General features: G+C 63.0%; 24 protein-coding genes. 2 read left to right on the top strand and 22 right to left on the bottom strand.

The annotated features are described in order from the left end of the window. Positions 1-11: 11 nt before the first annotated feature. From HMPREF2559_RS04020 to HMPREF2559_RS04005, 4 genes are read right to left on the bottom strand one after another with little or no spacing between them, the layout of a single operon-like run. Positions 12-800: an electron transfer flavoprotein subunit beta/FixA family protein gene (locus HMPREF2559_RS04020; protein ID WP_066490956.1), complete on the bottom strand. Its 789-nt coding sequence runs from the start codon at positions 798-800 to the stop codon at positions 12-14. Positions 801-842: 42 nt separating this feature from the next. After that, positions 843-1997, bottom strand: coding sequence for a THUMP-like domain-containing protein (locus HMPREF2559_RS04015; RefSeq protein ID WP_066490951.1), 1155 nt, complete (start codon positions 1995-1997; stop codon positions 843-845). Beyond that, positions 1994-2854: an NUDIX hydrolase gene (locus HMPREF2559_RS04010; RefSeq protein WP_066490937.1), complete on the bottom strand. Its 861-nt coding sequence runs from the start codon at positions 2852-2854 to the stop codon at positions 1994-1996. Before HMPREF2559_RS04010 ends, HMPREF2559_RS04015 begins: the two co-directional genes overlap by 4 nt. A gap of 22 nt (positions 2855-2876) precedes the next feature. After that, entirely contained in the window at positions 2877-3704 is an 828-nt protein-coding gene (locus HMPREF2559_RS04005) for an ABC transporter ATP-binding protein (protein WP_066490930.1), read from the bottom strand. A gap of 67 nt (positions 3705-3771) precedes the next feature. On the opposite strand from HMPREF2559_RS04005, the gene HMPREF2559_RS04000 reads away from it, so the two are divergent. Both HMPREF2559_RS04000 and glgB read left to right on the top strand, forming a co-directional pair. Next, complete coding sequence (locus tag HMPREF2559_RS04000; RefSeq protein WP_070539615.1) at positions 3772-5817, top strand: maltotransferase domain-containing protein; 2046 nt, start codon at positions 3772-3774, stop codon at positions 5815-5817. A gap of 129 nt (positions 5818-5946) precedes the next feature. After that, the gene (gene glgB / locus HMPREF2559_RS03995) at positions 5947-8067 is read left to right on the top strand and encodes a 1,4-alpha-glucan branching protein GlgB (protein WP_070539613.1); all 2121 of its coding nucleotides are present in this window, start codon (positions 5947-5949) and stop codon (positions 8065-8067) included. Positions 8068-8177: 110 nt separating this feature from the next. On the opposite strand, the gene HMPREF2559_RS03990 is transcribed toward glgB, so the two are convergent. The 18 genes from HMPREF2559_RS03990 to HMPREF2559_RS03905 form a co-directional block, all read right to left on the bottom strand. Continuing rightward, entirely contained in the window at positions 8178-8594 is a 417-nt protein-coding gene (locus tag HMPREF2559_RS03990) for an arsenate-mycothiol transferase ArsC (protein WP_083297769.1), read from the bottom strand. Between the two features lie 96 nt (positions 8595-8690). After that, positions 8691-10130, bottom strand: a complete 1440-nt coding sequence (locus HMPREF2559_RS03985) for a cation:dicarboxylate symporter family transporter (RefSeq protein ID WP_066490913.1) — start codon at positions 10128-10130, stop codon at positions 8691-8693. A gap of 321 nt (positions 10131-10451) precedes the next feature. Next, on the bottom strand, positions 10452-11363 hold the full coding sequence (locus HMPREF2559_RS03980; protein ID WP_066490908.1) for a tetratricopeptide repeat protein: 912 nt from the start codon (positions 11361-11363) through the stop codon (positions 10452-10454). A 3-nt stretch (positions 11364-11366) separates the two neighbouring features. Continuing rightward, positions 11367-11678, bottom strand: a complete 312-nt coding sequence (locus HMPREF2559_RS03975) for a thiamine-binding protein (protein WP_066490903.1) — start codon at positions 11676-11678, stop codon at positions 11367-11369. Between the two features lie 68 nt (positions 11679-11746). Further along, complete coding sequence (locus HMPREF2559_RS03970; RefSeq protein WP_070539610.1) at positions 11747-13849, bottom strand: RecQ family ATP-dependent DNA helicase; 2103 nt, start codon at positions 13847-13849, stop codon at positions 11747-11749. 38 nt (positions 13850-13887) lie between these two features. After that, positions 13888-14172: a hypothetical protein gene (locus HMPREF2559_RS03965; protein WP_070539608.1), complete on the bottom strand. Its 285-nt coding sequence runs from the start codon at positions 14170-14172 to the stop codon at positions 13888-13890. Continuing rightward, a complete protein-coding gene (gene nucS, locus HMPREF2559_RS03960) occupies positions 14172-14864 on the bottom strand; it encodes an endonuclease NucS (protein ID WP_066490892.1) in 693 nt (230 codons plus the stop codon). Before nucS ends, HMPREF2559_RS03965 begins: the two co-directional genes overlap by 1 nt. 81 nt (positions 14865-14945) lie before the next feature. Further along, positions 14946-15449, bottom strand: coding sequence for a DUF2550 domain-containing protein (locus HMPREF2559_RS03955; protein WP_231725114.1), 504 nt, complete (start codon positions 15447-15449; stop codon positions 14946-14948). A 270-nt stretch (positions 15450-15719) separates the two neighbouring features. Further along, positions 15720-16091 (bottom strand): F0F1 ATP synthase subunit epsilon, encoded by a 372-nt coding sequence (locus tag HMPREF2559_RS03950; protein ID WP_066490883.1) that lies wholly within the window; start codon positions 16089-16091, stop codon positions 15720-15722. A gap of 10 nt (positions 16092-16101) precedes the next feature. After that, positions 16102-17550, bottom strand: a complete 1449-nt coding sequence (gene atpD, locus HMPREF2559_RS03945; RefSeq protein ID WP_066490872.1) for a F0F1 ATP synthase subunit beta — start codon at positions 17548-17550, stop codon at positions 16102-16104. A gap of 3 nt (positions 17551-17553) precedes the next feature. After that, positions 17554-18528, bottom strand: a complete 975-nt coding sequence (locus HMPREF2559_RS03940) for a F0F1 ATP synthase subunit gamma (protein WP_066490870.1) — start codon at positions 18526-18528, stop codon at positions 17554-17556. Between the two features lie 56 nt (positions 18529-18584). Next, positions 18585-20225 (bottom strand): F0F1 ATP synthase subunit alpha, encoded by a 1641-nt coding sequence (atpA, locus tag HMPREF2559_RS03935; RefSeq protein ID WP_066490863.1) that lies wholly within the window; start codon positions 20223-20225, stop codon positions 18585-18587. Positions 20226-20310: 85 nt separating this feature from the next. Beyond that, the gene (locus tag HMPREF2559_RS03930) at positions 20311-21129 is read right to left on the bottom strand and encodes a F0F1 ATP synthase subunit delta (protein ID WP_066490852.1); all 819 of its coding nucleotides are present in this window, start codon (positions 21127-21129) and stop codon (positions 20311-20313) included. 6 nt (positions 21130-21135) lie between these two features. Next, positions 21136-21696: a F0F1 ATP synthase subunit B gene (locus tag HMPREF2559_RS03925; protein ID WP_070539606.1), complete on the bottom strand. Its 561-nt coding sequence runs from the start codon at positions 21694-21696 to the stop codon at positions 21136-21138. Positions 21697-21739: 43 nt separating this feature from the next. Beyond that, positions 21740-21979 (bottom strand): ATP synthase F0 subunit C, encoded by a 240-nt coding sequence (locus HMPREF2559_RS03920; RefSeq protein ID WP_070539604.1) that lies wholly within the window; start codon positions 21977-21979, stop codon positions 21740-21742. A gap of 104 nt (positions 21980-22083) precedes the next feature. Beyond that, positions 22084-22890 carry a F0F1 ATP synthase subunit A gene (atpB, locus tag HMPREF2559_RS03915; protein ID WP_070539602.1) on the bottom strand — a complete coding sequence of 269 codons (807 nt, stop codon included), beginning with the start codon at positions 22888-22890 and terminating at the stop codon, positions 22084-22086. 497 nt (positions 22891-23387) lie between these two features. Continuing rightward, complete coding sequence (locus HMPREF2559_RS03910) at positions 23388-23867, bottom strand: Cg1360 family ATP-synthase-associated protein (RefSeq protein ID WP_371325672.1); 480 nt, start codon at positions 23865-23867, stop codon at positions 23388-23390. Positions 23868-23916: 49 nt separating this feature from the next. Further along, on the bottom strand, positions 23917-25092 hold the full coding sequence (locus HMPREF2559_RS03905) for an MraY family glycosyltransferase (protein WP_066490844.1): 1176 nt from the start codon (positions 25090-25092) through the stop codon (positions 23917-23919). Positions 25093-25163 lie beyond the last annotated feature (71 nt).

Below are 25163 nucleotides of genomic sequence, written 5' to 3'. Positions count from 1 at the left end.
GTGGGTGCTCCTTAAATGAGGTTGCGGGCGGCGAGGAAGTCGGCGATCTGGCTGGCGGCCTCTTCGGCGGAGACGCCGGAGATGACCTCGCCGGCGGTGCGCGGCGGCAGTTCCTGGGAGTCAGTGACCTGAGTGGCCGGCGCAATGGCGTCGATGCCAAGGTCTGCGACGGACCACTCGGTAACCTCGGCCTTCTTCGCGGCCATAAGGCCCTTGAAGTTGGGGAAGCGCGGCTTGTCCGCCTTGTCTGTAACGGTGACGAGAGCCGGCAGGGCGGTCTCGATTTCCCACGTACCGCGGGCGTCCTCGCGGGTACCGGTGAGCTTGTCGCCGGTGAAGTTCAGGGTCTTCACGCCGGTGAGCGCGGGCAGCTGGCGGTACTCGGCGAGCAGGCCTGCGAGCAAACCGGTCTGGGAGTCCGAGGCCTGGGAGCCGGCGACGACGATCTGGACGGGGTCGGTCTCGGCGAGCTTGGTGAGCGCGGCGTTCAAGGTCCAGGCGGTGGAGAGTGCGTCAGCGCCAGCAAGCTGATCGTCCACGACGTGCACAGCGGCGTCCGCACCCATGGCGAGCGCCTTGCGCAGAGCTTCGTCGGCTTGGGCCGGGCCCATGGTGAGAGCCACGACGCGGAAGCCGGCGTCCGGATTGTTTTCGCGCAGGCGAAGGGCCTGCTCGACGGAGAATTCGTTGACCTCGTCGATGACGTTGTCCACGTCGCGGTTAATCCGGTGATCCTCCCCCAGTGTCTTCGTCGACCAGGTATCCGGTACGTGTTTGACCAGCGCCACGATGGTTGGCATGTGTCGTGTCCCTTTCCGTCATGCGTGTGTTATGAAAGTTAGCTAAACCTTGCTCGATGATACTCGGGGGCCGCAGATAAATGCGACCTGCCGCGAACTTCCGGCGGCCGAGCCCGCGAGGCCGTCGTCGACGCGCGCCACCACCACCGTGAGCGCTGCGGGGCCCCGCAGCTTGAGCTTCTTGCGGAGCTGGTCTGGGTCGACGTTCACGCCACGCACGAGGATTTCCGCGCGGCCACAGTCGTACGAAGCGAGCGCGGCCTTGAGCTTCTTGAGGGGGACCTGCTCGATGAATTCAAATCCCGAGGTGCCCGTGGGCAGCCGGTCGCCGGTGAGGTAGGCCAAGTGCTCGTCGAGCTGCCAGAGCCCCTCGCGCGCGGCGTAATGCTGGACGAGCCCGGCGCGGATGATGGCGCCGTCGGGCTCGAGGATGAAGCGGCCGGGCTCGCCGGGCGCGGGTGGATCGACGGGCGCGTCCGTGACGATGTCCGTGTGGCCGTCGCGGAGGATGACCGCGCGGCGGCGAGCGGCGGCGAGGTCCGGCGTGTAGAGGCAGGCCTCCTTGACGCCGCCGTCGACGGAGACGATGTCCACGCCGCCGTCCCACTCGGAGAAGTCGAGGCCCGGCGCGCACTTGATGGCCAGGGGACGGCCGGGGTACGCGGCGACGAGGTCTGGCAGCGGAGGAAGAAGCTTGGCGGGGTCGGTAATGCGGCGCCCACCCGCGCGACGGGCGGGGTCGGCGACGACGACGCCGGAGTTGGTCACGGGTGCCAAGGCATCCGCGCGGACGAACCAGCCGTCGGGCACGTTGTGGCGGGCCATGGCCAAGCGTGAGGCGTCGAGGTCGGAGCCGACATAGTCAATTCGGGCAGTGCGAAGCAATGCCCCCTCAGTGCCGATGGAACAGGTGACGTCGTGGACGAACTCAACGCCGAGCGCAGCCAAGTGCTGGGCGCGGAAGGACGCGACGGCGGGTGGGGTGGCTTGTTGGACCGAGGTGGCATCGGCAAGCCAGTGAGCAGGGAGCTTGCCCGAGCGGCGGGCCTGGAGGAGCTCGGCGACGGCGCGGGCGTGCTCGCCGTAGAGCCCGCGGAGGAACTCCACGTCCTTGAGCTGGGTCTTGGGAGTGAGTTCAAGATCGTGGTCGAAGGTGTGGGCCGCGAGGAAGGCGACCTCGTCGAGGGTAAAACTCATATGCGGTCCACCGGGTTGGTCTCGAAGTAGTCGCTGTAGTGTGGGTCGTCGACTGGGTCGCCGATGACGGGGCGCAGGTCAGCATTGGCCGCGGCCTTGATCACGCCGGAGACGCTGTCGTGCTCCGCGAGGCGGGCAAGCTGGCGCCACGTGGGCAGGGCAAGGCGCACGAGCCCGGCGCGCCATCCGTCGAGGAGGAGCTGGGGCGGGAACCAGTTGGCGTCAGCGGCTTCAAAGGTCGTGGCGTCCGGCTCCTGGCCCGGAGGCAGCGTCGCGATAAAGAAGAACGTGTCGAACCACTGGCCTTTATCGACGCCCGCCCAGCGCGCCCAGGGGCGCAGCATATCTGCGTCGAGCTTGAAGCGGCGGCGCGAGAGGAACTCTGTAAAGGAGATGGTGTGGTTTTCGAGCTCAAGGCGCTCGTCGTGATAGCGGCGCGCATCCTCGAGAACCTCGCCGGACAGGCCGCGCACCAGAAGCGTGCCGGCCTCCTCAAAGAGCTCGCGGGCAGCGGCGAAGACGAGGGCGTGCGTCTTGTAGCGGGTCACGCCCATCTTGCGGGCCATGGAAATGGTGGACGCGCCGGACCACAGCTCGCCGGAATCCCACGTGCGCGGCGGGAAGTCGCGGGGGTCGACGCCGCCGCCGGGGAATACGACATGCCCCGGATAATTGCGCATGGTGGACACGCGTTCTTGTACCCAGACCTCGAGTCCGTCCTCGCCATCGCGAACGATAAGGACGGTGGCAGCCAGCTTGCCGCCGTTGAAACCGGTATGGTCCGCGTGGTCGATGGCGTCGTGCTCACCGACGCCATCACGGAAATAAGTCCGGTTAGGGTCCCGATAGGTTGGCATAGTGAAGCCAGATTACCGCAACCTAGCGCACGCGGCGGGCGAAATAGCGCTCTCCAATGCGGTCAACCTGAATAGGCTGATGGAACGCCGTGGAGAGGTTCTCAGAAGTCAGCACGCTATTGATAAGGCCCATGTCCACGACCTTGCCCTCGTCGAGGATCATCGCGTGAGTAAAGCCGTACGGGATCTCCTCGACGTGGTGGGTAATCATCACGATCGCCGGGGCGTCCGGATCGAGCGCCAAATCCCCCAGGTAACCCACGAGGTCCTCGCGGCCGCCCAAGTCCATGCCCGCGGAGGGCTCGTCGAGGATGAGCAGCTCCGGGTTGACCATGAGGGCGCGGGCCAAGATGACGCGCTTCTTCTCACCCTCGGACAAGGTGCCCCACGTGCGCTTGGCCAGGTGGGTCGCCCCCACCTGGGCGAGAATTTCCTCGACGCGGCCGAAATCCATATCCTGGTATTCCTCACGCCAGCGTCCGAGCACGGCGTAGCCGGCGGAGATGACCAGATCGTCGACCCGCTCATTGTCCGGGATGCGGTGCTGCACGGCGGCCGAGGAAATGCCGATGAGCGCGCGCAAGTCGCGCATGTCCGTCTTGCCGATGCGCTCGCCCATTAAGAACGCCGTGCCCTTGGACGGGAATTCCTCCGCCGCGGCCATGCGGACAAGGGAGGTCTTGCCCGCGCCATTGGGGCCGATAATGACCCATCGTTCGTCGAGCTCTACCTGCCAATCGATGGGACCTACAAGGGTGCGTCCACCGCGGCGCAGCTCCACGCCGTGGAAGTCGATCAGAAGGTCGGGGTCAGCCACGTATTCAGGTTCGGCGATCTCTTGCGCAGTCATGCCCTCTATAGTGCCTTACGTTCCACTTCCCCGGTGAAAGTGACACAGCTAGGTTAGGCTGAAAGGCATGACTTCTCCCACCTCCTCCCCGCGCATATACGGCCACGCTTTCGGCCGCCTGGGCATTGACGATGTCCGCCCCGTCATCTCCGGCGGGAAGCTGCCCTCCAAGGGCACCGTTGGGGAGGTCATCCCCGTCACGGCCTTGGTCTGGCGCGAAGGCCACGACGCCATCGCCGCCACGCTGTCTGTGTGGAATGCGGAGGCCTCCACGGTCTCCTCGACGACCATGGACTTCGACCCCGTCAACCCGGATCGCGTCCATGCCGTCTTTACCCCCGCCACCCCGGGCCGCTGGTTCTTCCGCGTCGACGCGTGGAGCGATGTCATGGCCACGTGGCGCAACGCCGTGACGAAGAAGATGGACGCCGGCCAATCCGAGCAGGAGCTCGCCAACGATCTCTCCCACGGCGCCGACCTCTTTACCCGCGCCGCACTCCAGACCCCCACGGACCAGGCGGGCCCGCTCTTCGCTGCGGCCAAGGCACTTGCTTCCGATGCCCCCTTCACCGAGCGCGTCGCCCCCGCCTTCTCCCCCGAGGTCACCGAAATTCTCGAGCACCACCCGCTGCGCGAGCTCATCACCGAAAGCGAGATTTACGAAGTCGACGTCGAGCGTGCCAAGGCCCGCTACAGCTCTTGGTACGAGCTCTTCCCCCGCTCCACCGGCGGTTGGGACGCAGATGGCAACCCCGTCCACGGCACCTTTGAGACCACGAAGCGCGCGCTGCCCCGCGTGGCGGAGATGGGTTTTGACACCGTCTACTTCCCGCCCATTCATCCCATCGGCGAGGTGCACCGCAAGGGCCGCAACAATGCGGTGACTGCACAGCCGGGCGACGTGGGTTCCCCGTGGGCCATCCAGGACCACACGACCACGCACCCGGAGCTGGGCACAATGGAGGACTTCAAGGACCTCCTCTCCTACGCCGAGTCGCTCGGCCTCGAGGTCGCCCTCGATCTGGCCCTCCAGTGCGCACCGGACCACCCATGGGCGCAGTCCAACCCGGAGTTCTTCACGGTGCTCGACGACGGCACCATCGCGTATGCAGAGAACCCACCCAAGAAGTACCAGGACATCTACCCGCTCAACTTCGACAACGACCCAGACGGCATCTACGAGGCCATCTACGACATGGTCATGATCTGGGTGAACGCCGGTGTAAAGACCTTCCGCGTGGACAACCCGCATACCAAGCCCGCCAACTTCTGGGCGTGGCTCATCGCCAAGGTGCATGCCACGCACCCAGACATCATCTTTCTCGCCGAGGCGTTCACGCGCGCCCCGCGCCTGCTGGGCCTGGCCAAGGCGGGCTTTTCGCAGTCCTACTCCTACTTCACGTGGCAGACCTCCAAGTACGACCTCACGGAGTTCGTTCAGCACCACCTGGAGCAGGCCGATATCTGCCGCCCCAATATGTTTGTCAACACCCCAGACATCCTGCACGAGTCCTTGCAGACCGGCGGACGCGCCATGTTCGCCATCCGCGCCACGCTCGCCGCGACGCTCTCCCCGCTATGGGGCGTGTACTCCGGCTTCGAGCTCTACGAGCACGAGGCCGTCAAGCCCGGCAGTGAGGAATACCTCGACTCCGAGAAGTACGAGCTGCGCCCGCGCGACTTCCAGGCGGCGCTCAACTCCGGCGACTCGCTCGAGCCCTACATCGGGATGCTCAACCGCATCCGCCGCGAAAACCCGGCCTTGCAGCAGCTGCGCGCGCTCACCTTCCACGACGTGGACAATGAGAACGTCATGGCCTACTCCAAGGCGGACGCCGCCACGGGCAACGTCGTGCTCACCGTGGTCAACCTCGACCCGCGCAATACCCAGGAAGCCACCGTCCACATCAATTACGCGGCCATCGGCCAGGACGAAGGCGCAAGCTTTGAGGTCCACGACAAAATCTCGGGCAAGACATTCACGTGGGGGCCGCACAACTTCGTGCGTCTCGCCCCGCAGGGCGACGTCGCCCACGTCCTCGTGCTGCCCACCGTCGCCGAGGACCGCCGCACGCAGCTGGCCTGGCGTCCGCAGGACACCTACCGCGCCTAGTGCCAGCCAGGCCCTGCACGCCCGTTCGAGTGAGCAGGGTCCGCGGGCACAATATCAACCGCTCGGTGCCGATCAAGAGAAAACTCACATCGCCTGCACGCACCCCTCTATAAAGGTACTTTTGACTCTATGAGCATCCCGCAGTCTGACCTCGATCTCCTCAACTCCTGCCGCCACTGGGCGCCGCACGATTTCTATGGCTGGCACGACGGCGTCGTGCGCACCCGCAAGCCGGGCGCCGAGTCGGTCGAGCTCGTCACGGCCGAGAAAACCATTGCCATGACGAACGTGGGCAATGACATCTGGGAAGCCTGCTTGGTTCGCGAGGCCGATTACCGCCTGCGCGTGACCTATCCGGGCCAGCCCGCCCGCGAGGTGGCCGACGGCTACCACTTCCTCCCTACGCTCGGTACCTTTGACCTGCACCTTATCGGGGAGGGCCGCCACGAGCGCCTGTGGGAGGTGCTCGGCGCGAACCTCAAGTCCTATGAGACGGATCTCGGCGTCGTCGAGGGCGTCGCCTTCGCCGTGTGGGCCCCCAACGCCGTGGGCGTCGCCGTCGTCGGCGACTTCTGCGGATGGAACCCCACCCAATACCCCATGCGCTCGCTAGGCTCCACGGGCATCTGGGAAGTCTTCGTCCCTGGCATCGGCGTGGGCGAGCGCTACAAGTTTGCCATCCAGACCAAGCACTCCGGCCGCATCGACAAGGCCGACCCGCTCGCCAAGGCCACCGTTGCCCCGCCGGCGACGGACTCCGTCGTCGCCCGCTCCACCTACAAGTGGAACGACCACAAATGGATCGACGCACGCACCGGCGATATCAACGTGCCGGTCAATATCTATGAGGTCCACGTCGGTTCCTGGAAGATCGGTTCGAATTACAACGTGCTGCGTGAGGAGCTCATCCCCTACCTCTTGGAGCACAACTACACGCATGTCGAGTTGATGCCCGTCGCCGAGCACCCCTTCGGCGGCTCCTGGGGCTACCAGGTCTCCGGCTACTACGCGCCCTCCGCGCGCTGGGGCTCGCCAGAGGATCTCAAGGCGCTTATCGATGCCCTCCACCAGGCAGGCATCGGCGTCATCATCGACTGGGTCCCCGCGCACTTCCCCAAGGACGAGTTCGCGCTCGGCCGCTTCGACGGCCAAGCCCTCTACGAGCACCCGGACCCCCGCCGTGGCGAGCAGGCCGACTGGGGTACCTACGTCTTCGACTTCGGTCGCAACGAGGTTCGCAACTTCCTGGTCGCCAACGCTCTGTACTGGGCCGAGGAATACCACGTCGACGGCCTGCGCGTCGACGCCGTGGCCTCCATGCTTTACCTCGACTACTCCCGCGAGGAGTGGCTGCCCAACCAGTACGGCGGCCGCGAGAACCTCGAGGCTGTCCAGTTCCTCCAGGAAACCAACGGGACGCTCCACCGCGCCCACCCGGGCGTGTGGACCATCGCTGAGGAGTCCACCTCCTGGGATGGTGTTACCCGCCCCACCTCCGACGGCGGCCTGGGCTTCGACTTTAAGTGGAACATGGGCTGGATGAACGACACGCTCGAGTACTTCAAGCGCGAGCCGGTCCACCGCTCCTACCACCACGGTGAGCTCACCTTCTCCATGGTCTACGCCTACTCCGAGCACTACATCCTGCCGTTTAGCCATGACGAAGTCGTCCACGGCAAGGGCACCATCTGGGGCCGCCAGCCTGGCGATGACTGGAACAAGGCGGCCGGCGTGCGCGCGTTGTATGCCTACATGTACTCCCACCCCGGCAAGAACCTGCTGTTCATGGGCCAGGAATTCGGCCAGACCACCGAGTGGAACGAGTCTTCTTCCGTCGATTGGTCCAACCTGGAAGGCTGGAGCCACGAGTGGCACCAGGGCATCAAGAAGCTCTCGCGCGACCTCGGTGCTCTATACAAGAACACTCCGGCGCTCTACACGCGCGATTTCGATCCCTCTGGCTTCCACTGGGTCGTGGGCGATGATGCCAACGGCAGCGTGCTCGCCTACGAGCGCTACGGCGAGGACGGCTCCGCGCTGCTCGCGGTCATCAACCTCTCCGGTTCCTCCCACACTCATTACCAGCTCCACCCCACCCGTCCGGGCTGCTGGGAGCTCGTCCTCAACACGGATGACTCCAGCTACGAGGGCGCGGGCAACAACCTGCCCTCCGAGTTCACCGCGGGCGACGACGGTGCCTGGCTGCACCTGCCCGCCAACTCGGCGCAGTGGTACGTCTACCGCGGCTAGTTCTTCCAGTCTCGCCCTGAGACTCAATGACCACAACGTCCGAATAAGGTCTCGAAAATCAAAATTTTTCAGGCTTATTCGGGCGTTGTGGTCATTTTCAGATCGCCAGGTTACTTCCCCACGAGCCCGCGCACGTGCGCGTCAATCTCGTCGCGGATAATCCGCATGCGTTCCATGCCGTGGATGTCCTGATCGACGGGTTCGGATACCTCCCAGCGCTCCAGCTTTCCAGTCGCGTCCTCCGGCCAGTCCAGCTCCGCGCCACCCACGATGACCACGTGGTCGACGCTGCGCAGCAACTGTGGGTCCACGGCCTCAGCTCGGCCGTGGGTCATGTCCGCGCCGACCTCGGCGAGCGCCTCGACGGACTCCTGGTTAACCTCACCCTCGGCACCCGACTTCGTGACCTTCACGCCCGCGGAGTACGTCTCCCACTCCGGAGCGTGCTTACGCGCCAGCGCCTCGGCCATCTGGGACTTGCCACGGTTGCTATTGCACAGGAAGTAAACGGAGGGCATGGTGGTCACCTTTCAGTACAGAACACGGTTGATGTGGGTCATTGTAGACATGAAAACGCCCGCACGGCCGGTTGAATGGCAGCGCGGGCGGGTGGGGTTGAGCTCTTACTTGTAGATGCCCGAGCCCTTCTCGTAGTTGTCCAGGTCAATCTGCTGCGTAGGCTGCAGCGTCTCGTTGGCGGGGTTGACGACGTCCGGCAGCTTGAGGTCGACGTCGCTGTCGAGGTCGGTCTCCTTATAAGGCAGCTGGCCGTCGAGCACCTGGTGAACGCGGTTCATGTCGACAGAGTGCGTCCAGCGGCCGATCAGGACGGTGGCCAGGGCGTTGCCCGCGAAGTTGGTCAGCGCGCGGGCCTCGGACATGAAGCGGTCAATACCGACGATGATGTCCACGCCGTGCAGGAGCTCCGGGCGGTGCGACTGCAGGCCCGCGGCCAGCGTCGCGATGCCGGCGCCGGAGACACCGGCCGCGCCCTTGGAGGCGATGATCATGAAGACCAACAGGCCGATCTGCTCGCCCAGGTTCATGGGCATGTGCATGGCCTCCGAGATGAAGATGGAAGACAGCGTGAGGTAGATGGCGGTGCCGTCAAGGTTGAAGGAGTAACCAGTCGGGACCACGATGCCGACGGTGGGCTTTTCCACGCCGAGGTGCTCCATCTTGCGCATGAGGTTCGGAAGCGCGGACTCGGAGGACGAGGTCGCGAGGATGAGGAGGAACTCGCGGCCCAGGTACTTGCACAGCTTCCACATGGAGATGCCGCCGAAGACGCGGGCGATGGTACCGAGCACGAGGAAGACGAAGAGGAAACACGTGATGTAGAACGCCAGCATGAGGATGGCGAGCGACTTCACGGCATCGAAGCCGGTGGCGCCAACCACGCCGGCCATGGCGCCGAACGCGCCGATGGGCGCGACCCAGAGGATCATCGACAGCAGCTTGAACACGAGGCGCTGGAGGTGCGCAATGAACGCGAGGATGGGCTCACCCGACGGGCCCATGGACTGCACGGCGAAGCCGCAGAGTAGCGCGACGAAGAGAACCTGGAGCACCGAGCCTGACGTAAAAGACGAGAACAGCGTGTCCGGGATGATAGACGCAATGAAGCCCGTGAGGCCCTCGTGGCTCTCTTCTGCCTGAGCAATAAAGGAATCCGCAGCGCCTTGCGAAGCAGAGATGTCCAAACCGGTGCCCGGCTCGATGTAGTTACCGACGAGGAGGCCCACGCCGAGCGCGAAGGTCGACATGATGATGAAGTACGCCAGGGCGATGCCGCCGGCCTTGCCCACCGAGGCTGCGGCACGCACGGAGCCAATGCCGAGCACGATGGTGCAGAAGATGACCGGGGCAATGATCATCTTGATGAGGCTCACGAACATCGTGCCGAGGATCTTAAACGGCGCGGCGGCCTCCGGCGCGACGAGGCCGAAAACCACGCCACCGACGACCGCGACGATGACAGCAATGTAGAGCCAGTGCGTGCGGTCTTTCTTCGGACCCTTCGCCTGAGCAATTTTTGGGGTGGTGGTAACTGGCGAAACCATAGCCGTCCCTTTCTTGAAAGTGTGAGCCGCTCGATAGCGCACAGAGTTATGTATCGTCTTCTGCACCAAACGTGAAGCGGCTCACGTACGGGTGATATAGGGATACTAGACCCGCTCTTTTCTGTCGCGAAAACCTAGGAAGTACAGGGTTAATGTGGTTTTAACCCCAGGGCTAGGAAAGGGGTGTCCGCGAAATTCGCCAAGCGAACACAAAGCCCCGCACGGGTGAGCATTTCTCTCACCCGTGCGGGGGATAACCCGACAGCCAGGTCGCTATCGTGGCTGTTGGACGCGCCGCAGCGTGCAGCTGGTCACACTCGCCTAGTACAGGGCGCTCGCCAGCTTGGTACGTGCCGCGAGGACACGCGGGTCGCCCGCGTCGAAGAGTCCGAAGAGCTCGAGCAGGCGGTCGCGCAACGCAGCCTTCTCGTCACCCGCCGTGACCTTCATCGTGTTAATAAGGCGGTCAAAGGCCTTTTCCGGCACGCCGGCGACGACCTCGGCGTCCGCAGCATGCATCTGCGCGGCCGGCGAAGGGTCGGTCTCTGCCTCGGCGATGGGGTCTTCGACGCCGGAGATACGCTTGAGCAGCTTCGTGGTGTCGCGCGCCTGCTTGATGTCCGTTGCCTTCGGGTCGTCCGCGAGGATCGAGTCGTAGACCGCGATGGCTGCGTCGAAGTCGCCCGCGTTGAGCGCGTCCTCGGCCTGCGTCACGCGCGGATCGAGCTCCGGTTCCTGGGGCGTATCCCCCGCGTCCGGGATGCCCGACAGTTGGGCGCCGACCTGCTGGACGAGGGCGGCGACCCACTGCTCGAGGCTCTCGCGCGGCTGGCCCCCCTCGAAGTGGGTGATGGGCTTGCCCGCGGCGAGCGCAATGACGGTAGGCAGGTTTTGTACGCCGAAGACCTGCGCGACCTGCGGGGTGGCATCCGCGTCGACGTAGCCGACCACGAACTTCAGGCCGCCAGCCGCGGCGAGCTCCGCGAAATCGGCCTTCAGTTGCTCCGACTGCGGCGAGCGCGCCGTGCCCACGAGGACGACAACGGGCACCTGGGCGCTGCGGCGCGCGACGTCTTCTTCGAAGTTGGCCTCGGTCACCTGGAAGAAGGGCTGGACGCCGGCAGACGAGCCACCTGGCTGCGGGGCAGATGCCGCCTTGGCGCGCGCGTCATTGCGTGCTTTAAGCTCGCCCAGATCCAGGGCACCGCCGACGAAACGATTCGGAATAGTCATGGCTTAAACCTCCCCATTCTTCAGGTGGCGCTCGACGGCCTCGACCTTGCTGGTGAGCTGGCCCGTCACGCCCTCGCGAATATCGGCCTTAATCACAAGACCCGTACGCGGCGAAACCGCGCGTACGGCGTCCGTGGCCTTCTTAATGACGGCGAAGACCTCGTCCCACTCCCCTTCCAGGAGCGTGAACATGGCGTTCGTCTCGTTGGGAAGGCCGGATTCGCGCACGACCTTCACGGCGGCGGCGACGGCCTCGGACATCTCTGCGGTGGGCGACTCCACAATCGTGGGCGCGACAGAAAAAGCGACAATCATGCGTGCGATTCTACGCGCGCGAGCCACCCCACCGCCGGGTGGATCGCACTCAACGATCAGCCCTGTGATCACCCCCGAGCCGCGAGTGCAAAGGGCAGGACTTCTGCCCCCGTTGTTGTGAAAATGCCGCTGCCCGCGACGGTGACGGACCACGCCGTGTCCACGAGATCGGTCACGAGAAGCACCGGTCCGCCCGCCGCGATGATGACGTCCTGATTGATGCTCGCAAAGTCATAGTGCTGTAGCAGCCCCATGACTCGGTAGGCGGAGTTCTGCGCGGTAACCTCCGTGACGCCGGGCGCGGTACGCAGGGTGCCGGCGAACTGCATGCGTCCCAGTCCTGCGACCGCCTGGGCGAGGCGCTCGACGAACGCCGTGGTCTCCGGGTCCACGTTGCCCAGTGCGACGACGGAGGTGGGACGCGTCTGCCAGTCCCAGCCGGCGAGGACCTCGACGACCTGCGGCAACCACGGGTCCTGCTGCCACGGCTGGCTGGGCACCCAGGCACGCTCCGTGACGAGCGTGGTAAGCGCCGGGCCACGCCCAATGTCATTGAGACGTCCGAGCGCCTTGCCTTCACCCACGCCCTTGATACGGCCCTTGACCGCGACGGGCCGGGTGATACCCGTCGGCCACATCTTACGGCGTGCGAGTGCGACGCCGGGCGCGGTAAGTTGCGCCCTAACGAACTGGCCGACGGCGGCGTCGACGCTCGGATCCCAGCGTCTGCCCGTACAGTTGTCGCAGCGACCGCAGGGGTCGGTCGCGGTGGCGTCATCGAGCTGGTGGCGTAGGAAGAGCATGCGGCATTCCGTCGTCGCCTCGTAGTCAAGCATGGCCTGCTGCTCCGCTGTGCGCGCGGCGGCGAGACCTTCGTAGCGGGCCGAGTCATAAGACCACGGCTGCCCGGTGGACTGCCAGCCGCCTTGCACACGCTGGACGGCGCCGTCGACATCGAGGACCTTGAGCGCCTGTTCCAGACGCGAACGGTTAAGGTCCACGTGCGGCTCAATCTTCGCCGTGGACAACGGGCCGTCCGTGTTCGCGAGGACCTCGAGGAGCTGGCGCACGACCGGCTCGGGAGGGAAGGTAAGCGACGCGAAATAGCCCCAGATGTCCTGGTCCTCAACGCCGGGCAAAAGGAGGACTTCCGCGTGATCGGTGCCGCGGCCCGCGCGGCCGATCTGCTGGTAATAAGACACCGGCGAGCCGGGTGCACCGACGTGGATGACGAAGCCCAGGTCCGGCTTGTCGAAGCCCATGCCCAGCGCGGACGTCGCTACAAGCGCCTTGAGCTCATTGTGGATGAGTGCCTGCTCAAGGCGCTCGCGTTCCTCGGCCTCTGTGCGACCGGTGTAGGCGGCGACCTCAAAGCCGGCACCGCGCAGCACCTCCGCGAGGTCCTCCGCCGCGGCGACGGTAAGGCAGTAAATAATGCCCGAGCCGGGCAACTCATTCAGGTGCGTCGCGAGCCAGGCCGGGCGCTGCGTCGTATCCTCGAGGCGCAGCACCGCCGGGTAGAGCGACTCACGGTCGAGCCCGCCGCGCAGCACGCCGGTGTTCTCCCCCAGCTGTGCCTGAACATCCGCGACGACACGGTCATTCGCCGTCGCTGTCGTGGCCAGCACCGGCGTATCTGGGCGCAGGCCAGCGAGCAGATCCTTGATGCGCCGGTAGTCCGGGCGGAAGTCGTGGCCCCAATCGGAGATGCAGTGCGCCTCGTCAACGACGAGCATGCCGGCGGCACGGCTAAGCTGGGGCAACACCGCGGTGCGGAAGGACGGATTATTGAGGCGCTCGGGAGAGATGAGCACGAGGTCAGCCTCCCCCGCAGCAATCGCGGCGTGGAGATCATCCCACTGCGTCATGTTCGCGCTGTTAATGGTCACCGCGCGGATGCCCGCGCGGGCGGCGGCCTCCACCTGGTTGCGCATGAGCGCCAACAGCGGCGAAATGATGACCGAGGCCCCAAAGCCACGGGTACGCAGCAACTTGGCCGCGATGAAATACACGGCTGACTTGCCCCAACCAGTGCGCTGCACCACGAGCATGCGGCGGCGCTGATTGACGAGCGAGTCGATGGCGGTCCACTGGTCGTCACGCAGATGGGCCTCGGATCCGGCGATGCCTTGGAGGAGGACGTCGGCTTCTTCACGGGTTGCGGGGTTCATGCCTTCCGAGTCTATCGGCGTGCGCGAAGCGTCACGCCCTAGCGGCGTTCCCAGCAATGCCGGTGCCAGTGGCGGCGGTCATCCGCGCGCCCGCCGGTATCGCGTGGCCATGCCACGATGTGCGCGACGCCGGGCGGAATGTTCTGGTTGCAGCCGGGGCAGATATAGAACTTCTTCGCAGCGGCCGGGCCGATGTGTCGCATAATGTAGGGCTCGCCGTGAGTCCAGCTGGGCCCCTCGACGGTCTGGGAACCGAAGAAGGAAGAGCCATCGGCAGGCAGGTAGCGTGGTTCGGTCTTGATTCTTCTGTTGCGACGTGGCATTAGAACAGGCGCAGCTCGTTGCTCTCAATGCCGCGCAGATCCTGGTAGTCAAGCACGACGCAGCGGATGCCACGGTCTTCGGCGAGGGTGCGAGCCTGTGGCTTAATCTCTTGGGCAGCGAATACGCCCTGGACCTTACCCAGCAGCGCGTCGCGGTTGAGCAGGTCGAGGTAGCGCGTGAGCTGTTCCACGCCATCGATGCCCCCGCGGCGCTTGATCTCCACGGCCACGTGGTGGCCCTCAGCGTCGCGCGCCATGATGTCCACGGGTCCGATGGCCGTGGGGTACTCGCGACGCACGAGGGTATAGCCCTCACCGAGGGTCGTGATGTGCTCGGCGAGCAGCTCCTGCAGGTGGGACTCGACACCGTCCTTCACCAAGCCTGGGTCCTCGCCGAGGTCATAGGCGAACTCGTGGAGGATTTCCTGGATAGTGATGCGCAGCTGCTCCCCCTTGGGATTTTCTACGAGCCACAGAATCTCGCCCGTGTCCTCGCCGTCGAGGTCCGTAATGGGCGACTCCTCGAGCGTGCACGGCGGCTGCATCCAGTTGAGCGGCTTATAAGCGCGATCGTCCGCGTGGACGGACACGGAGCCGTCCTTCTTCACGATGAGCAGGCGGTCTGCGAGCGGCAGGTGTGCATCGAGACGGCCAACATAATCCACGGAGCAACGGGCGATGACTAAACGCATGCTGACTACCCTAGCGCGGACGGCGCGCGCCCTTGCAATCGGCTTTCCGATGCCCCCTTGTGCCCAGCCATGCAGGCTGGCTTAGCGTCCCTGCTGGCGCTTATCCCGCTGCACGCGCTCGCGCAGCTTCTTAATGTCCACGCGCTCAAGCCGCTTGGACGGCGCCGACTCAACCCAAGCGTTGAGCGCCATCGCCCCATGGAGATCCGTGGCAAGTTCGTACTCCTGGCCGGCGGCCTGGAAATGAACGGCCTCGGTGGCCTCCGTCATAAAAGAAGCCTCGTCATCGTCGAGGGTGCGAGAACCCAACAATTCGATGTCGAGGCGACCTAGCGTAAGATCGGCGGCCGGCCATACGGAACGCAGCTTGTAGAACTCCATGAGCTCACCACGGTAGCGCAGCAGGCCGTGGCGCCAATTGTGCGTATCCTTGGCCGGCACGGTGCGCAGAAGCACCTGGGTGCCGTTGGAACGCAGAGCAAAGAAGCGCACGGCGGCGAGCAGCACCACAACGACGACGATGAGCAGAACAAGCCAGCCCAGAATGGTCATCACGGTCTCCACGGCGGTGCCACCTCCATGCAAGAGATAAATCTAAATTGGGGTTAGAGGCAACTCTAGCGCGTTCGCATTCCCTTGCGCTAAAAAATGACCGAATGCGGGTCAAGGATCACACGCGTACTGGCCCGTTTGTGGTGGGCACGGGGCATTTCGTTGCGCCGAGAGACGCACCCGGTCCGACTGCCAAAACGACGAATCCCGCCTCCCCTTCCCGAAGGAAGGACAGGCGGGATGCGACTCAAGCGAGAGCAGGAAGGGCCTTGCTGCCCTTGTCATCTCTCCAGCCGCAGAGTCTTAAGACTCCTGGGCACGACGGACGGCGCGCTCACCGGCGGTCTTACGAGCATTCTCCAGCCATTCGCTGGTGTGCTCGTTGCCCACGGTGGTGTCCTTGCCGTATTCGTCGGACCACACGGCCCAATCGGCAAGGACGGTCACCTTGTCTGCGTTGATGGAGAGGAAGCCACCCGACACGGCGGCGACGCGACGGTCGCCGTCGACCGGACGGATGGTCACGACGCCGTTCTCGACCAGCTGGCCGATCATGGGCTCGTGGCCAGGAAGCACGCCGATCTCACCCTCGGTGGTCTCAGCCGTGACGATGGTGGCCTTGCCAGTCCACAGCATGCGTTCGACGGAAACCAGTTCCACGGTGATGTCAGCCATGTGCGTCTCCCTACTTCTTCTCGGTCAGCTTCTTGTACGCAGCCTCGACGTCGTCCAAGCCACCCAGGCCGTTGAAAGCCTGCTCCGGGTAAGCGTCGAACTCGCCATTGCAGATGCGCTCGAAAGCGTCGATCGTCTCGGACAGCGGGACGTAGGAGCCCGGCAGGCCGGTGAACTTCTCTGCGACGAAGAAGTTCTGGCCCAGGAAGCGCTCGATACGACGTGCACGCTGAACGGTGATCTTGTCCTCTTCAGACAGCTCGTCCATACCAAGGATGGCGATAATGTCCTGGAGTTCCTTGTTCTTCTGCAGAATACCGATGACGCGTTGCGCAACTGCGTAGTGGCGCTCGCCGACGATGGACGGCTCGAGGATACGAGACGTCGAGGTCAGCGGGTTCACGGCCGGGTAAATACCCTTGGACGCGATACCACGGTCAAGCTCGGTCGTGGCGTCAAGGTGGGCGAAGGTCGTCGCCGGTGCCGGGTCAGTGTAGTCATCCGCCGGGACGTAGACGGCCTGCAGGGAGGTAATCGACTTACCCTTGGTGGAGGTAATGCGCTCCTGCAGAACACCCATCTCATCAGCCAGGGTCGGCTGGTAACCCACGGCAGAAGGCATACGACCCAGAAGGGTCGACACCTCAGAACCGGCCTGGGTGAAACGGAAGATGTTATCGATGAACAGCAGCACGTCCTGGTTCTGGACATCGCGGAAGTACTCCGCCATGGTCAGGCCGGACAGGGCCACGCGCATACGAACTCCCGGCGGCTCGTCCATCTGGCCGAACACAAGGGCCGTATCCTGCAGAACGCCCATCTCTTCCATTTCGAGGAAGAGGTCGGTGCCCTCACGGGTACGCTCGCCGACGCCGGCGAAAACGGAGGTACCGGAGAACTCGCGTGCGATACGAGTAATCATCTCCTGGATAAGAACGGTCTTACCCACACCTGCGCCGCCGAAGAGGCCAATCTTGCCGCCCTTGACGTACGGGGTCAGAAGGTCGATGACCTTAATACCCGTCTCAAGGATTTCGGTCTTACCCTCGAGCTGGTCGAATGCCGGCGGCTCGCGGTGGATGCCCCACTGCTCGCCGTCACGGCCCAGACCCGGCTGGTCGAGGCAGTCGCCGAGGGCGTTGAACACATGACCCTTGACGATGTCACCGACGGGAACCGAAATCGGCTTGCCGGTGTCGGTTACGACGGCACCGCGAACGAGGCCGTCAGTCGGTGCCATGGACACGGCACGGACGAGGTTGTCACCGAGGTGCTGAGCGACCTCGAGGGTGACAGTCTTTGCAACAGCTTCGAGGGAGATCTCGACGTGCAGTGCGTTGTACAGTGCCGGCAGTGCGCCGCGCGGGAATTCCACGTCGACGACCGGACCGATGACGCGCACGACGCGACCGGCAACCGCCGAATCCTGTGCATTCTGCTCTTGCAGAGCTGTAGTCATAATCTAGTCACTTTCTGCGCTGTCAGATAGCGCGCCAGCGCCACCGACAATCTCTGTAATTTCCTGGGTAATCTGTGCCTGACGGGCCTGGTTGGCCACACGCGACAGGTCCTTGACCAGGGCCGTCGCGTTATCAGTTGCAGACTTCATAGCGTTGCGTCGGGAAGCGGACTCGGACGCCGAAGACTCCAAGAACATGGAGAACAGCGTACGCGAGACATACTGCGGAAGCAGGGCATTCATGAGAGTGTCTGCGTCCGGCTCGAACTCGTAGTCTGCAGTAACCTCTTCCGTCGTCGCCGCAGTGGCGGACTCCGGAAGCTGCAGATCCTCTTCCTGGATGACCGGAACGACTGGCAGCAGCTGCTGCGCACGCGCAGTCTGAGACAGCATGGACTCAAACTCCGTGAACACAACGTGAACCTCGTCGAAACCGCGGACCGGCTGGCCCTCGTTGACGCCTTCACGCGACTTGGCCGTACCATTCGAACCCGCGAGGAAGCCATCAATAATGTGACGGCGCACGTTGTGGGTTGCCTCCCAGGACGGATCCTGAGAGAAACCGGTCCAGGCACCTGCAACCGGATCTTCGCGGAACTTGTAAAAGCCCACGCCCTTGTTGCCGGTGACGTAACGAACGACCTCGAGGCCGCGCTGCTTGAGCGCCGCTTCCAGCTCGGCCGCCTTCTTGAAGACGTTGTTGTTGTAGCCACCGCACATACCGCGGTCCGAGGAGACCACGAGAATGGCAGCTACACGCGTGTCTTCACGCGGCGTAAGCATCGGGTGGTCGAGCGAGCTAGCCGCAGCGAGTCGATTCATAACGTTGTTCAACTCTTGTGCATACGGCTGGGACGCTTCCACGCGAGCCTGCGCCTTGGTAATGCGCGAGGTAGCAATGAGCTCCTGAGCCTTGGTGATCTTCTTAGTCGAGTTCACGGACCGGATACGGTCGCGCAATTCGCGAAGATTTGCCATGGTGTTCGCTCCTCCCTTCTTTAATCTAGACGGTTAAAAGTCGTTGGATGTGTGACTTACTTGGCCGTCTTGCGGGAGACGTTGAGCTCGGTCTTCTTGTGCTCCGCCTCTGCCAGCGGCTCCACCGGAGCCTCGGTGCCGAGGTTGTGGCCCTCGGTCGTCTGGAAGGTCGGAGTGAAGTCCTTTGCACCAGCGAGAAGCGCTTCCTTGGACTCGTCGGTCAGAGCCTGGCCGCCAGCAATCTGCTCGAAGACCTGCGGCGCGTTGGAACGCAGGTACTCCTGCACATCGCGCTCGAAGCGGCGAACGTCCTCGACGGGAACGACGTCGAAGATGCCGGCGTCGGCCAAGAAGATGGACACCATCTGGTATTCAACCGGCTGCGGGGAGGACTCGGACTGCTTCAGCAGCTCGACAAGGCGCTCACCGCGCTCCAGCTGAGCCTTGGAAGCAGAGTCAAGGTCCGACGCGAACGCGGCGAAGGCCTGCAGGTCGCGGTAGGACGCGAGGTCCAGACGCAGGTTACCGGCAACCTTCTTCATACCCTTGGTCTGAGCGGCACCACCGACACGAGACACCGACACACCGACGTTAATTGCCGGACGGACGCCCTGGTTGAACAGGTCGGACTCCAGGAAGACCTGGCCGTCGGTAATGGAAATAACGTTGGTCGGGATGAAGGCGGAGACGTCGTTCGCCTTGGTCTCGATGATCGGGAGAGCCGTCATAGAACCAGCACCCATGTCGTCGGAGAGCTTTGCAGCACGCTCCAGCAGACGGGAGTGCAGGTAGAAGACGTCGCCCGGGTATGCTTCGCGTCCCGGCGGACGACGCAGCAGAAGGGAAATCGCACGGTAGGCCTCAGCCTGCTTGGTCAGATCATCGTAAATGATCAAGACGTGGTCGCCCTGGTACATCCAGTGCTGGCCAAGAGCAGCACCGGAGAACGGTGCCAGCCACTTGAAACCTGCGGAGTCAGAAGCCGGAGCAGCCACGATGGTGGTGTACTCCAGGGCACCGTGCTGCTCGAGCGTGTGGCGCACGCCAGCAATGGTGGAACCCTTCTGGCCGATAGCGACGTAGATGCAGCGAACCTGCTTGCTCTTGTCGCCGGACTCCCAGTTAGCCTTCTGGTTCAGGATGGTGTCGATGCAGACTGCGGTCTTACCGGTCTTGCGGTCGCCAATGATCAGCTGACGCTGGCCACGGCCAATCGGGGTCATTGCATCGATAGCCTTGATGCCGGTCTGCATCGGCTCTTCCACCGGCTGACGCTGGAGAACGGAAGGTGCCTGCAGCTCGAGGACGCGGTCCTCTTCGGCTTCAATCGGGCCAAGGCCGTCAATCGGCTGGCCCAGGGGGTTGATAACGCGGCCGAGGAATGCCTCGCCCACAGGAATGGAGAGAACCTCGCCGGTCCTCTTGACCTCGTCGCCCTCAGTAAGGGACTCGAAGTTGCCCAGGACAACGACGCCAATCGAGTTGGTGTCGAGGTTCTGTGCGACGCCAATCACGCCGCCGGGGAACTCGAGAAGTTCGTTAGCCATAACGGAAGGCAGGCCAGAAACCTGCGCAATACCGTCGGCTGCCGAAATCACCACGCCGGTCTCCTCACGGGAGGCCTCCGCGGAGTAGCTCGAGGTGTAGTTCGCAATCGCGCTACGGATCTCATCGGAGGAGATCGTCAGCTCCGCCATGTTGTTCCTACTCTCGGTAGTATCGTCCAATAATTTCTAAAATTGTGTCGTCATCGAAGACGAGCTGAAGGAAAGGCTAAAGCCTTTACTTCGACATCGCGGTACGCATACGAGCAATCTTGCCCGCAGTGGAACCGTCGATGACCTCGTCGCCGACGCGGATGATCATTCCGCCAAGGATGCTTTCGTCAACCTCGGAGTGAATGGACATCGCACGACCGTAAATCTTGCCCAGCTTGTCGGCGAGTGCTTGCTGCTGATTGTCATTCAGTGCGCCCGCGGAGGTGACATAGGCGATGGAGCGGCCCTGCAGCTCAGCTGCCTGGGATGCCAAACCGGCAATGTCATCAATCGGGTTGTGCTCGGGGCGAGCGATGGTCTGAAGCGCAAGCGCCTCAGTGAACATCGTGACCTTGCCATAGAGCACGTTCGCCAGCAGTCCGCGCTTACGCGCAGACTCAGCAGTGCGATCGGTAAGCAGCTGGGTCAGCTCGCCCTCACGGTCCAGAATGCGCGACAGGCGGAAGAGCTCGTCTTCAACCTGGCCCAACTGGCCCTGAGCCTCGGCACCGCGCAGAAGAGCGCGACGGCCGAGATTAACCAAGCCGTTCACGAGGTCGCGAGCGGACGACCACTGGTGGGTCACAACGTCCTCGAGCACGCGCAGAGCGCGGTCCGAGACCTTGGAACCAAACAGGGTGTTCACGAGCGCCTTGCGAGCATCTGCAGAAGCAGCCGGGTCCTTGAGGGCGCCGCGCAGCTCGCGGTCGCCATCGAGAACCTCGACAACCTCAAACAGATCGAGGCCGGTGCGTGCAAAGTCTGCGACCGCGTCGCCACCGTAAAGGACAGAGTCCAAGGTGGTCTGCGAGGTCGCGAGTGCTTCGCGGCTAGCTGCCTTCATGTCTGCCTACTTTCCGGCCGGTGCCACAGTGTCGAGCTCGGACAGGAAAGCATCAATCGTGGAGGACTTGCGGGTGGCGTCCGAAAGTTCGCCGCCCAGCAGCTTCTCCGCGAGGTTGATGGAGTTCTGACCGATTTCGGAACGCAGCTCGGTAACGACCTGTGCACGGGAAGCTTCCAGCTGCTTCTCGCCAGCGGCGACAATGCGGCGGGACTCTTCCTCAGCCTGAGCCTTTGCCTCAGTCTCGATCTGCTTGCCGCGCTCACGCGCCTGCTCACGGATCTCGGCAGCCTCGGCACGGGCATCAGCCAGCTGAGCGTTGTACTTCTCGAGTGCAGCCTTGGCCTCAGCCTGCTGAGCCTCGGCGCGCTTCAGGCCGCCCTCGATCTGGTCTTCGCGTGCCTGGAGCATCTTGTTGTATGCCGGAAGAACAAACTTCCAGAACAGGAACAAGATGACCACGAAACAGATCAAAGACCAGACGATGTCATAAGTCGCGGGGAGAAGAACCGAGAATGAGTCCTCGTTCGCTTCTTCGGCCGCAGCCAAATAAAAGACGTTGTTCATTGGTCTCCAGTCTTAAAAGGTTGGTGTGGTTAACGCGAACTTTTTAGAACAGGAAGCCGGCAACCAGGCCGATAAGGGCGAGAGCCTCGGTGAAGGCGATACCCAGGAACATGGTGGTACGCAGCTGGCCGGCCATTTCAGGCTGGCGAGCCATAGCCTCGACGGTCTTGCCGGCGACGATGCCGATGCCGATGCCCGGGCCGATAGCAGCAAGGCCGTAGCCGATGGTGCCGAAGCCAGCGAACTTGGTAGCAGCGTCAGCAGCCAGGATGATTTCGTTCATGGTGAAAGTCGTTCCCTTTCGTGTTACCCGAACTGTGTATCAGTCCGGGATGAAGATGTTGATGGAGTTGAAAGAATTCTTAGGTCGTGCAATCGACCTTCGCCCTAGTGCGAATCCGCGTGGAGGGACAGCTCGATGTACACCGCCGTCAGCAGAGCGAAGATGTACGCCTGCAGGAAGATGACGATGATTTCGAACAAGCTGAAAGCAATACCCAGGATGATGGTGACACCCGAGAGAGCCGTCCAGCCATTCATCTGCCAGAAGAAGAAGTTCGAAGCAGAGAACAGCAGGACCAGAATGATGTGTCCAGCCAGGAAGTTCGCCATGAGACGAATGGCAAGAGTGACCGGTCGAAGAATGAAGGTCGAGAAGAACTCGATCGGCACGACAAGCAGGTGCAGGGCCGGCGGCAGGTTAGGAATAACCACCGACGACTTCACAAACTTGCCCAAGCCGTAGCGCTTTGCGCCCGCGTAAATCATGGCGATGTACGCGACAGCTGCAAGCACGATAGGCATGCCGATACGACCATTAGGAGAGATGTTCAATCCCGGAATAATGGTCGGTACGTTCATAAAAAGGACCGCGAAGAAGATGGTCGCGATAATCGGAAGGAATCGCTTCGCCTCCTTCTTACCCAGAATGTCTTCAGCGATATAGATGCGGACGAAATCGACCGCGTGCTCGCCGACATTCTGCAGACCCTTAGGAACCAGCTTCGGGTTCTTGAAAGCCAGCGCGAAAAGGACCACCAGAACGAGCGTCATCAAAACGCGAACGAACATGAGGCGGTCGAACGCAAACGCGCCGCCAGCAAAGTCCCGAAGGAACAGCTCAGAAGGATTAATTTGCCCCGGGAAGAATTCCTTGCCCAAGTTGGGCTCGTGGAAGTGGCCACTTAGGGCCAAAGTTGTAACGCTCAGCGTTCTCTCCCGTGTTTGGGCCGTACGTAGTTCGTGAAAACTCACGCACGGTGCGATGGACGTCTCAAGCTCTCTGCCACAACCTTGGACTCCGTCGCACATCACACGTTGTGGCAGGGACTTACCAACCAAGATGCGTCATCCTCGCAGGTTATGCGGTGAAAATGTCGAATCTGCGGTAACCCGCGGTAAATAATATCAGGTTGGTAGCGGGTTTTCGCCCCCGGGGGCGCGCTTTTGTTTCGCCTGACAACGCCTACCGACTTTTATCTAAACCCCGTGTCACTGAGCGCGCGATTTACCCTGCTCACCTGGTATAAGTAAGATGCGTCACAAAGGAGAAGATCCCGTAGTAAATGGGGGTAGCTGCACTTATTCAACCCGCCCCTAACCGGGGGATTAAGCTCTCACACCACGTATCAACACCGAATGCCCGCCCCCACTTCTTTGGGGACGGGCGTAGACCAGTGCTGAGCTAAGTTCTAGAAGACATTCGACATCTGCGAAGTCATAACTCCCCACACCTCGGAGGCCAGGACAACCACGAGAACGGCGACCACGGTGATGAACAAGGCCACGTGATGGTAGAACTCGAGATCACGAATAACCGCCATGACAATAATCAAGAGCACAAGCTTGAGCAACCAGCCACCGAATACGACAGCAAGGGTCGTATTAGGCGTCGTATTGGAGGTAAAAAGCACCGACGCTGCCGTCATCAAGACGAATGCGCCGCCGATGGCCGCTCCGATGAGCACTCCCCAGATACCCGGCAGCCCAGCTACGCCGCCCCAGATAGCGAGCGACACAATCGTGATAGCTACAAGGCCTTTCCAGCCAAAGCTCACGGCACGCTGAAGCGGACGGCGCGGGTCATCAATGCCCTCAACACTGTTGAGCGGAGGCAGCTGCGCGGAAGTGTCCGCGGAGTTGTCATTGTGGGAAGCGGTGGATTCAGACACGGGAGACGATAATACCGCACCCTGCGCACTCCCCCAATGCTTAAGTCACTTAGGCCGGATGGACGTGCTCCACAACCGTTGTCGGTCGACGCTTTCGACCGATCTTGCCTTGTCGCAGCGGAATGAGCGTCGCAACGAAAGCGAGGACTAGCGCGACGATGGTAAAAGTCACCGCAGCCGCCGGCGGCACGATAGAGAAACTCACTGCACCAAACGCCACAGCAGAGACCCACATGTAGAGCACGAGCACCGTTCGGCGATGTGTGTGCCCCAGGGAGAGCAGGCGGTGGTGGATATGGAGCTTGTCCGCTGCGAACGGGGATTTGCCGTGCGAGACGCGGCGTACGACGGCCCACACGAGGTCGAGCACGGGCACAAAGACTGCGGCCGCCACCACGATTAAGGGGCTCATGAGAGCCACCATGTCCACGCCGCCATAGAGCGACATGTTGATCTTGCCCGAGGCCGAGGTCGACGCAGCGGCGAGCAGCAAGCCGATGAGCATGGCGCCGGTATCTCCCATGAAGATGCGGGAAGGCTCAAAGTTGTGCGGAAGGATTCCGGAACAAATGCCCACGAGCGCCGCCGCGATGATGGCCGGCGGGTACGCCGAGACCGCGCCACCTTGGTCATGCAGGACGGTCAAGGAGAAGATGAGGATTGCGGCTCCTGCGATCATGCCCAGGCCCGCAGCCAGCCCATCCAGGCCATCGACGAAGTTGATCGCGTTGATGAGCAACACCGTAATGAACACAGTAAAGAGTGTGGACTGGACTTGGTCGAGGACAATGGTCGTTCCATCGCCTGCCGGGACGAAGAAGAGAGTCCAGCTCAGCCCCAGCACACTCATGACGCCGGCGGCGACCACCTGTCCCACGAGCTTGACCATGGCAGACAGTTCGTAGAGGTCATCGATGATGCCGACCAGGACGATGGCGGCGGCCGACCAGAGGACCGCGGTCATCTCCGGGGTGACGGGCATAAACCCGCGCGTCAAGGCTGGAAGCTGTTGGGCAAGAAAGATGGCCGCGATAAAACCGGTAAACATCGCCACGCCGCCCAGCTGCGGGGTGGGTTGCGAGTGGGCGTCGCGCTGGCGGATCTCCGCCACGCGGCCGGTGCGAACAAGCAACGAGCGCACCGCGCCAGTGCACAAGTACGTGATGGCGGCGGCGACGAGCAGCACGAGACCAAGCTCACGCAGCGGTACACCGGTTCCAGCCATCTATCTTTTTCTTTCGTCATGTCGCGCTCTACTCCACAGGGAAATCGGCGCCGGGCAGTATCAGTTTTGAA

The organism is Corynebacterium sp. HMSC072G08 (assembly GCF_001809185.1).
Taxonomy (GTDB): Bacteria; Actinomycetota; Actinomycetes; order Mycobacteriales; family Mycobacteriaceae; genus Corynebacterium; species Corynebacterium phoceense.
Note: the sequence above shows the minus strand (reverse complement) of the source record. Positions and strands in the feature narration are given on the sequence as shown.

What these genes read in the sequence shown, in the direction of transcription:
- HMPREF2559_RS04020 (WP_066490956.1), bottom strand. Translation starts at nt 800, where the DNA reads ATGCCAACCATCGTGGCGCTGGTCAAACACGTACCGGATACCTGGTCG.
- HMPREF2559_RS04015 (WP_066490951.1), bottom strand. Translation starts at nt 1,997, where the DNA reads ATGAGTTTTACCCTCGACGAGGTCGCCTTCCTCGCGGCCCACACCTTC.
- HMPREF2559_RS04010 (WP_066490937.1), bottom strand. Translation starts at nt 2,854, where the DNA reads ATGCCAACCTATCGGGACCCTAACCGGACTTATTTCCGTGATGGCGTC.
- HMPREF2559_RS04005 (WP_066490930.1), bottom strand. Translation starts at nt 3,704, where the DNA reads ATGACTGCGCAAGAGATCGCCGAACCTGAATACGTGGCTGACCCCGAC.
- HMPREF2559_RS04000 (WP_070539615.1), top strand. Translation starts at nt 3,772, where the DNA reads ATGACTTCTCCCACCTCCTCCCCGCGCATATACGGCCACGCTTTCGGC.
- glgB (WP_070539613.1), top strand. Translation starts at nt 5,947, where the DNA reads ATGAGCATCCCGCAGTCTGACCTCGATCTCCTCAACTCCTGCCGCCAC.
- HMPREF2559_RS03985 (WP_066490913.1), bottom strand. Translation starts at nt 10,130, where the DNA reads ATGGTTTCGCCAGTTACCACCACCCCAAAAATTGCTCAGGCGAAGGGT.
- HMPREF2559_RS03980 (WP_066490908.1), bottom strand. Translation starts at nt 11,363, where the DNA reads ATGACTATTCCGAATCGTTTCGTCGGCGGTGCCCTGGATCTGGGCGAG.
- HMPREF2559_RS03975 (WP_066490903.1), bottom strand. Translation starts at nt 11,678, where the DNA reads ATGATTGTCGCTTTTTCTGTCGCGCCCACGATTGTGGAGTCGCCCACC.
- HMPREF2559_RS03970 (WP_070539610.1), bottom strand. Translation starts at nt 13,849, where the DNA reads ATGAACCCCGCAACCCGTGAAGAAGCCGACGTCCTCCTCCAAGGCATC.
- HMPREF2559_RS03965 (WP_070539608.1), bottom strand. Translation starts at nt 14,172, where the DNA reads ATGCCACGTCGCAACAGAAGAATCAAGACCGAACCACGCTACCTGCCT.
- nucS (WP_066490892.1), bottom strand. Translation starts at nt 14,864, where the DNA reads ATGCGTTTAGTCATCGCCCGTTGCTCCGTGGATTATGTTGGCCGTCTC.
- HMPREF2559_RS03950 (WP_066490883.1), bottom strand. Translation starts at nt 16,091, where the DNA reads ATGGCTGACATCACCGTGGAACTGGTTTCCGTCGAACGCATGCTGTGG.
- atpD (WP_066490872.1), bottom strand. Translation starts at nt 17,550, where the DNA reads ATGACTACAGCTCTGCAAGAGCAGAATGCACAGGATTCGGCGGTTGCC.
- HMPREF2559_RS03940 (WP_066490870.1), bottom strand. Translation starts at nt 18,528, where the DNA reads ATGGCAAATCTTCGCGAATTGCGCGACCGTATCCGGTCCGTGAACTCG.
- atpA (WP_066490863.1), bottom strand. Translation starts at nt 20,225, where the DNA reads ATGGCGGAGCTGACGATCTCCTCCGATGAGATCCGTAGCGCGATTGCG.
- HMPREF2559_RS03930 (WP_066490852.1), bottom strand. Translation starts at nt 21,129, where the DNA reads ATGAAGGCAGCTAGCCGCGAAGCACTCGCGACCTCGCAGACCACCTTG.
- HMPREF2559_RS03925 (WP_070539606.1), bottom strand. Translation starts at nt 21,696, where the DNA reads ATGAACAACGTCTTTTATTTGGCTGCGGCCGAAGAAGCGAACGAGGAC.
- HMPREF2559_RS03920 (WP_070539604.1), bottom strand. Translation starts at nt 21,979, where the DNA reads ATGAACGAAATCATCCTGGCTGCTGACGCTGCTACCAAGTTCGCTGGC.
- HMPREF2559_RS03905 (WP_066490844.1), bottom strand. Translation starts at nt 25,092, where the DNA reads ATGGCTGGAACCGGTGTACCGCTGCGTGAGCTTGGTCTCGTGCTGCTC.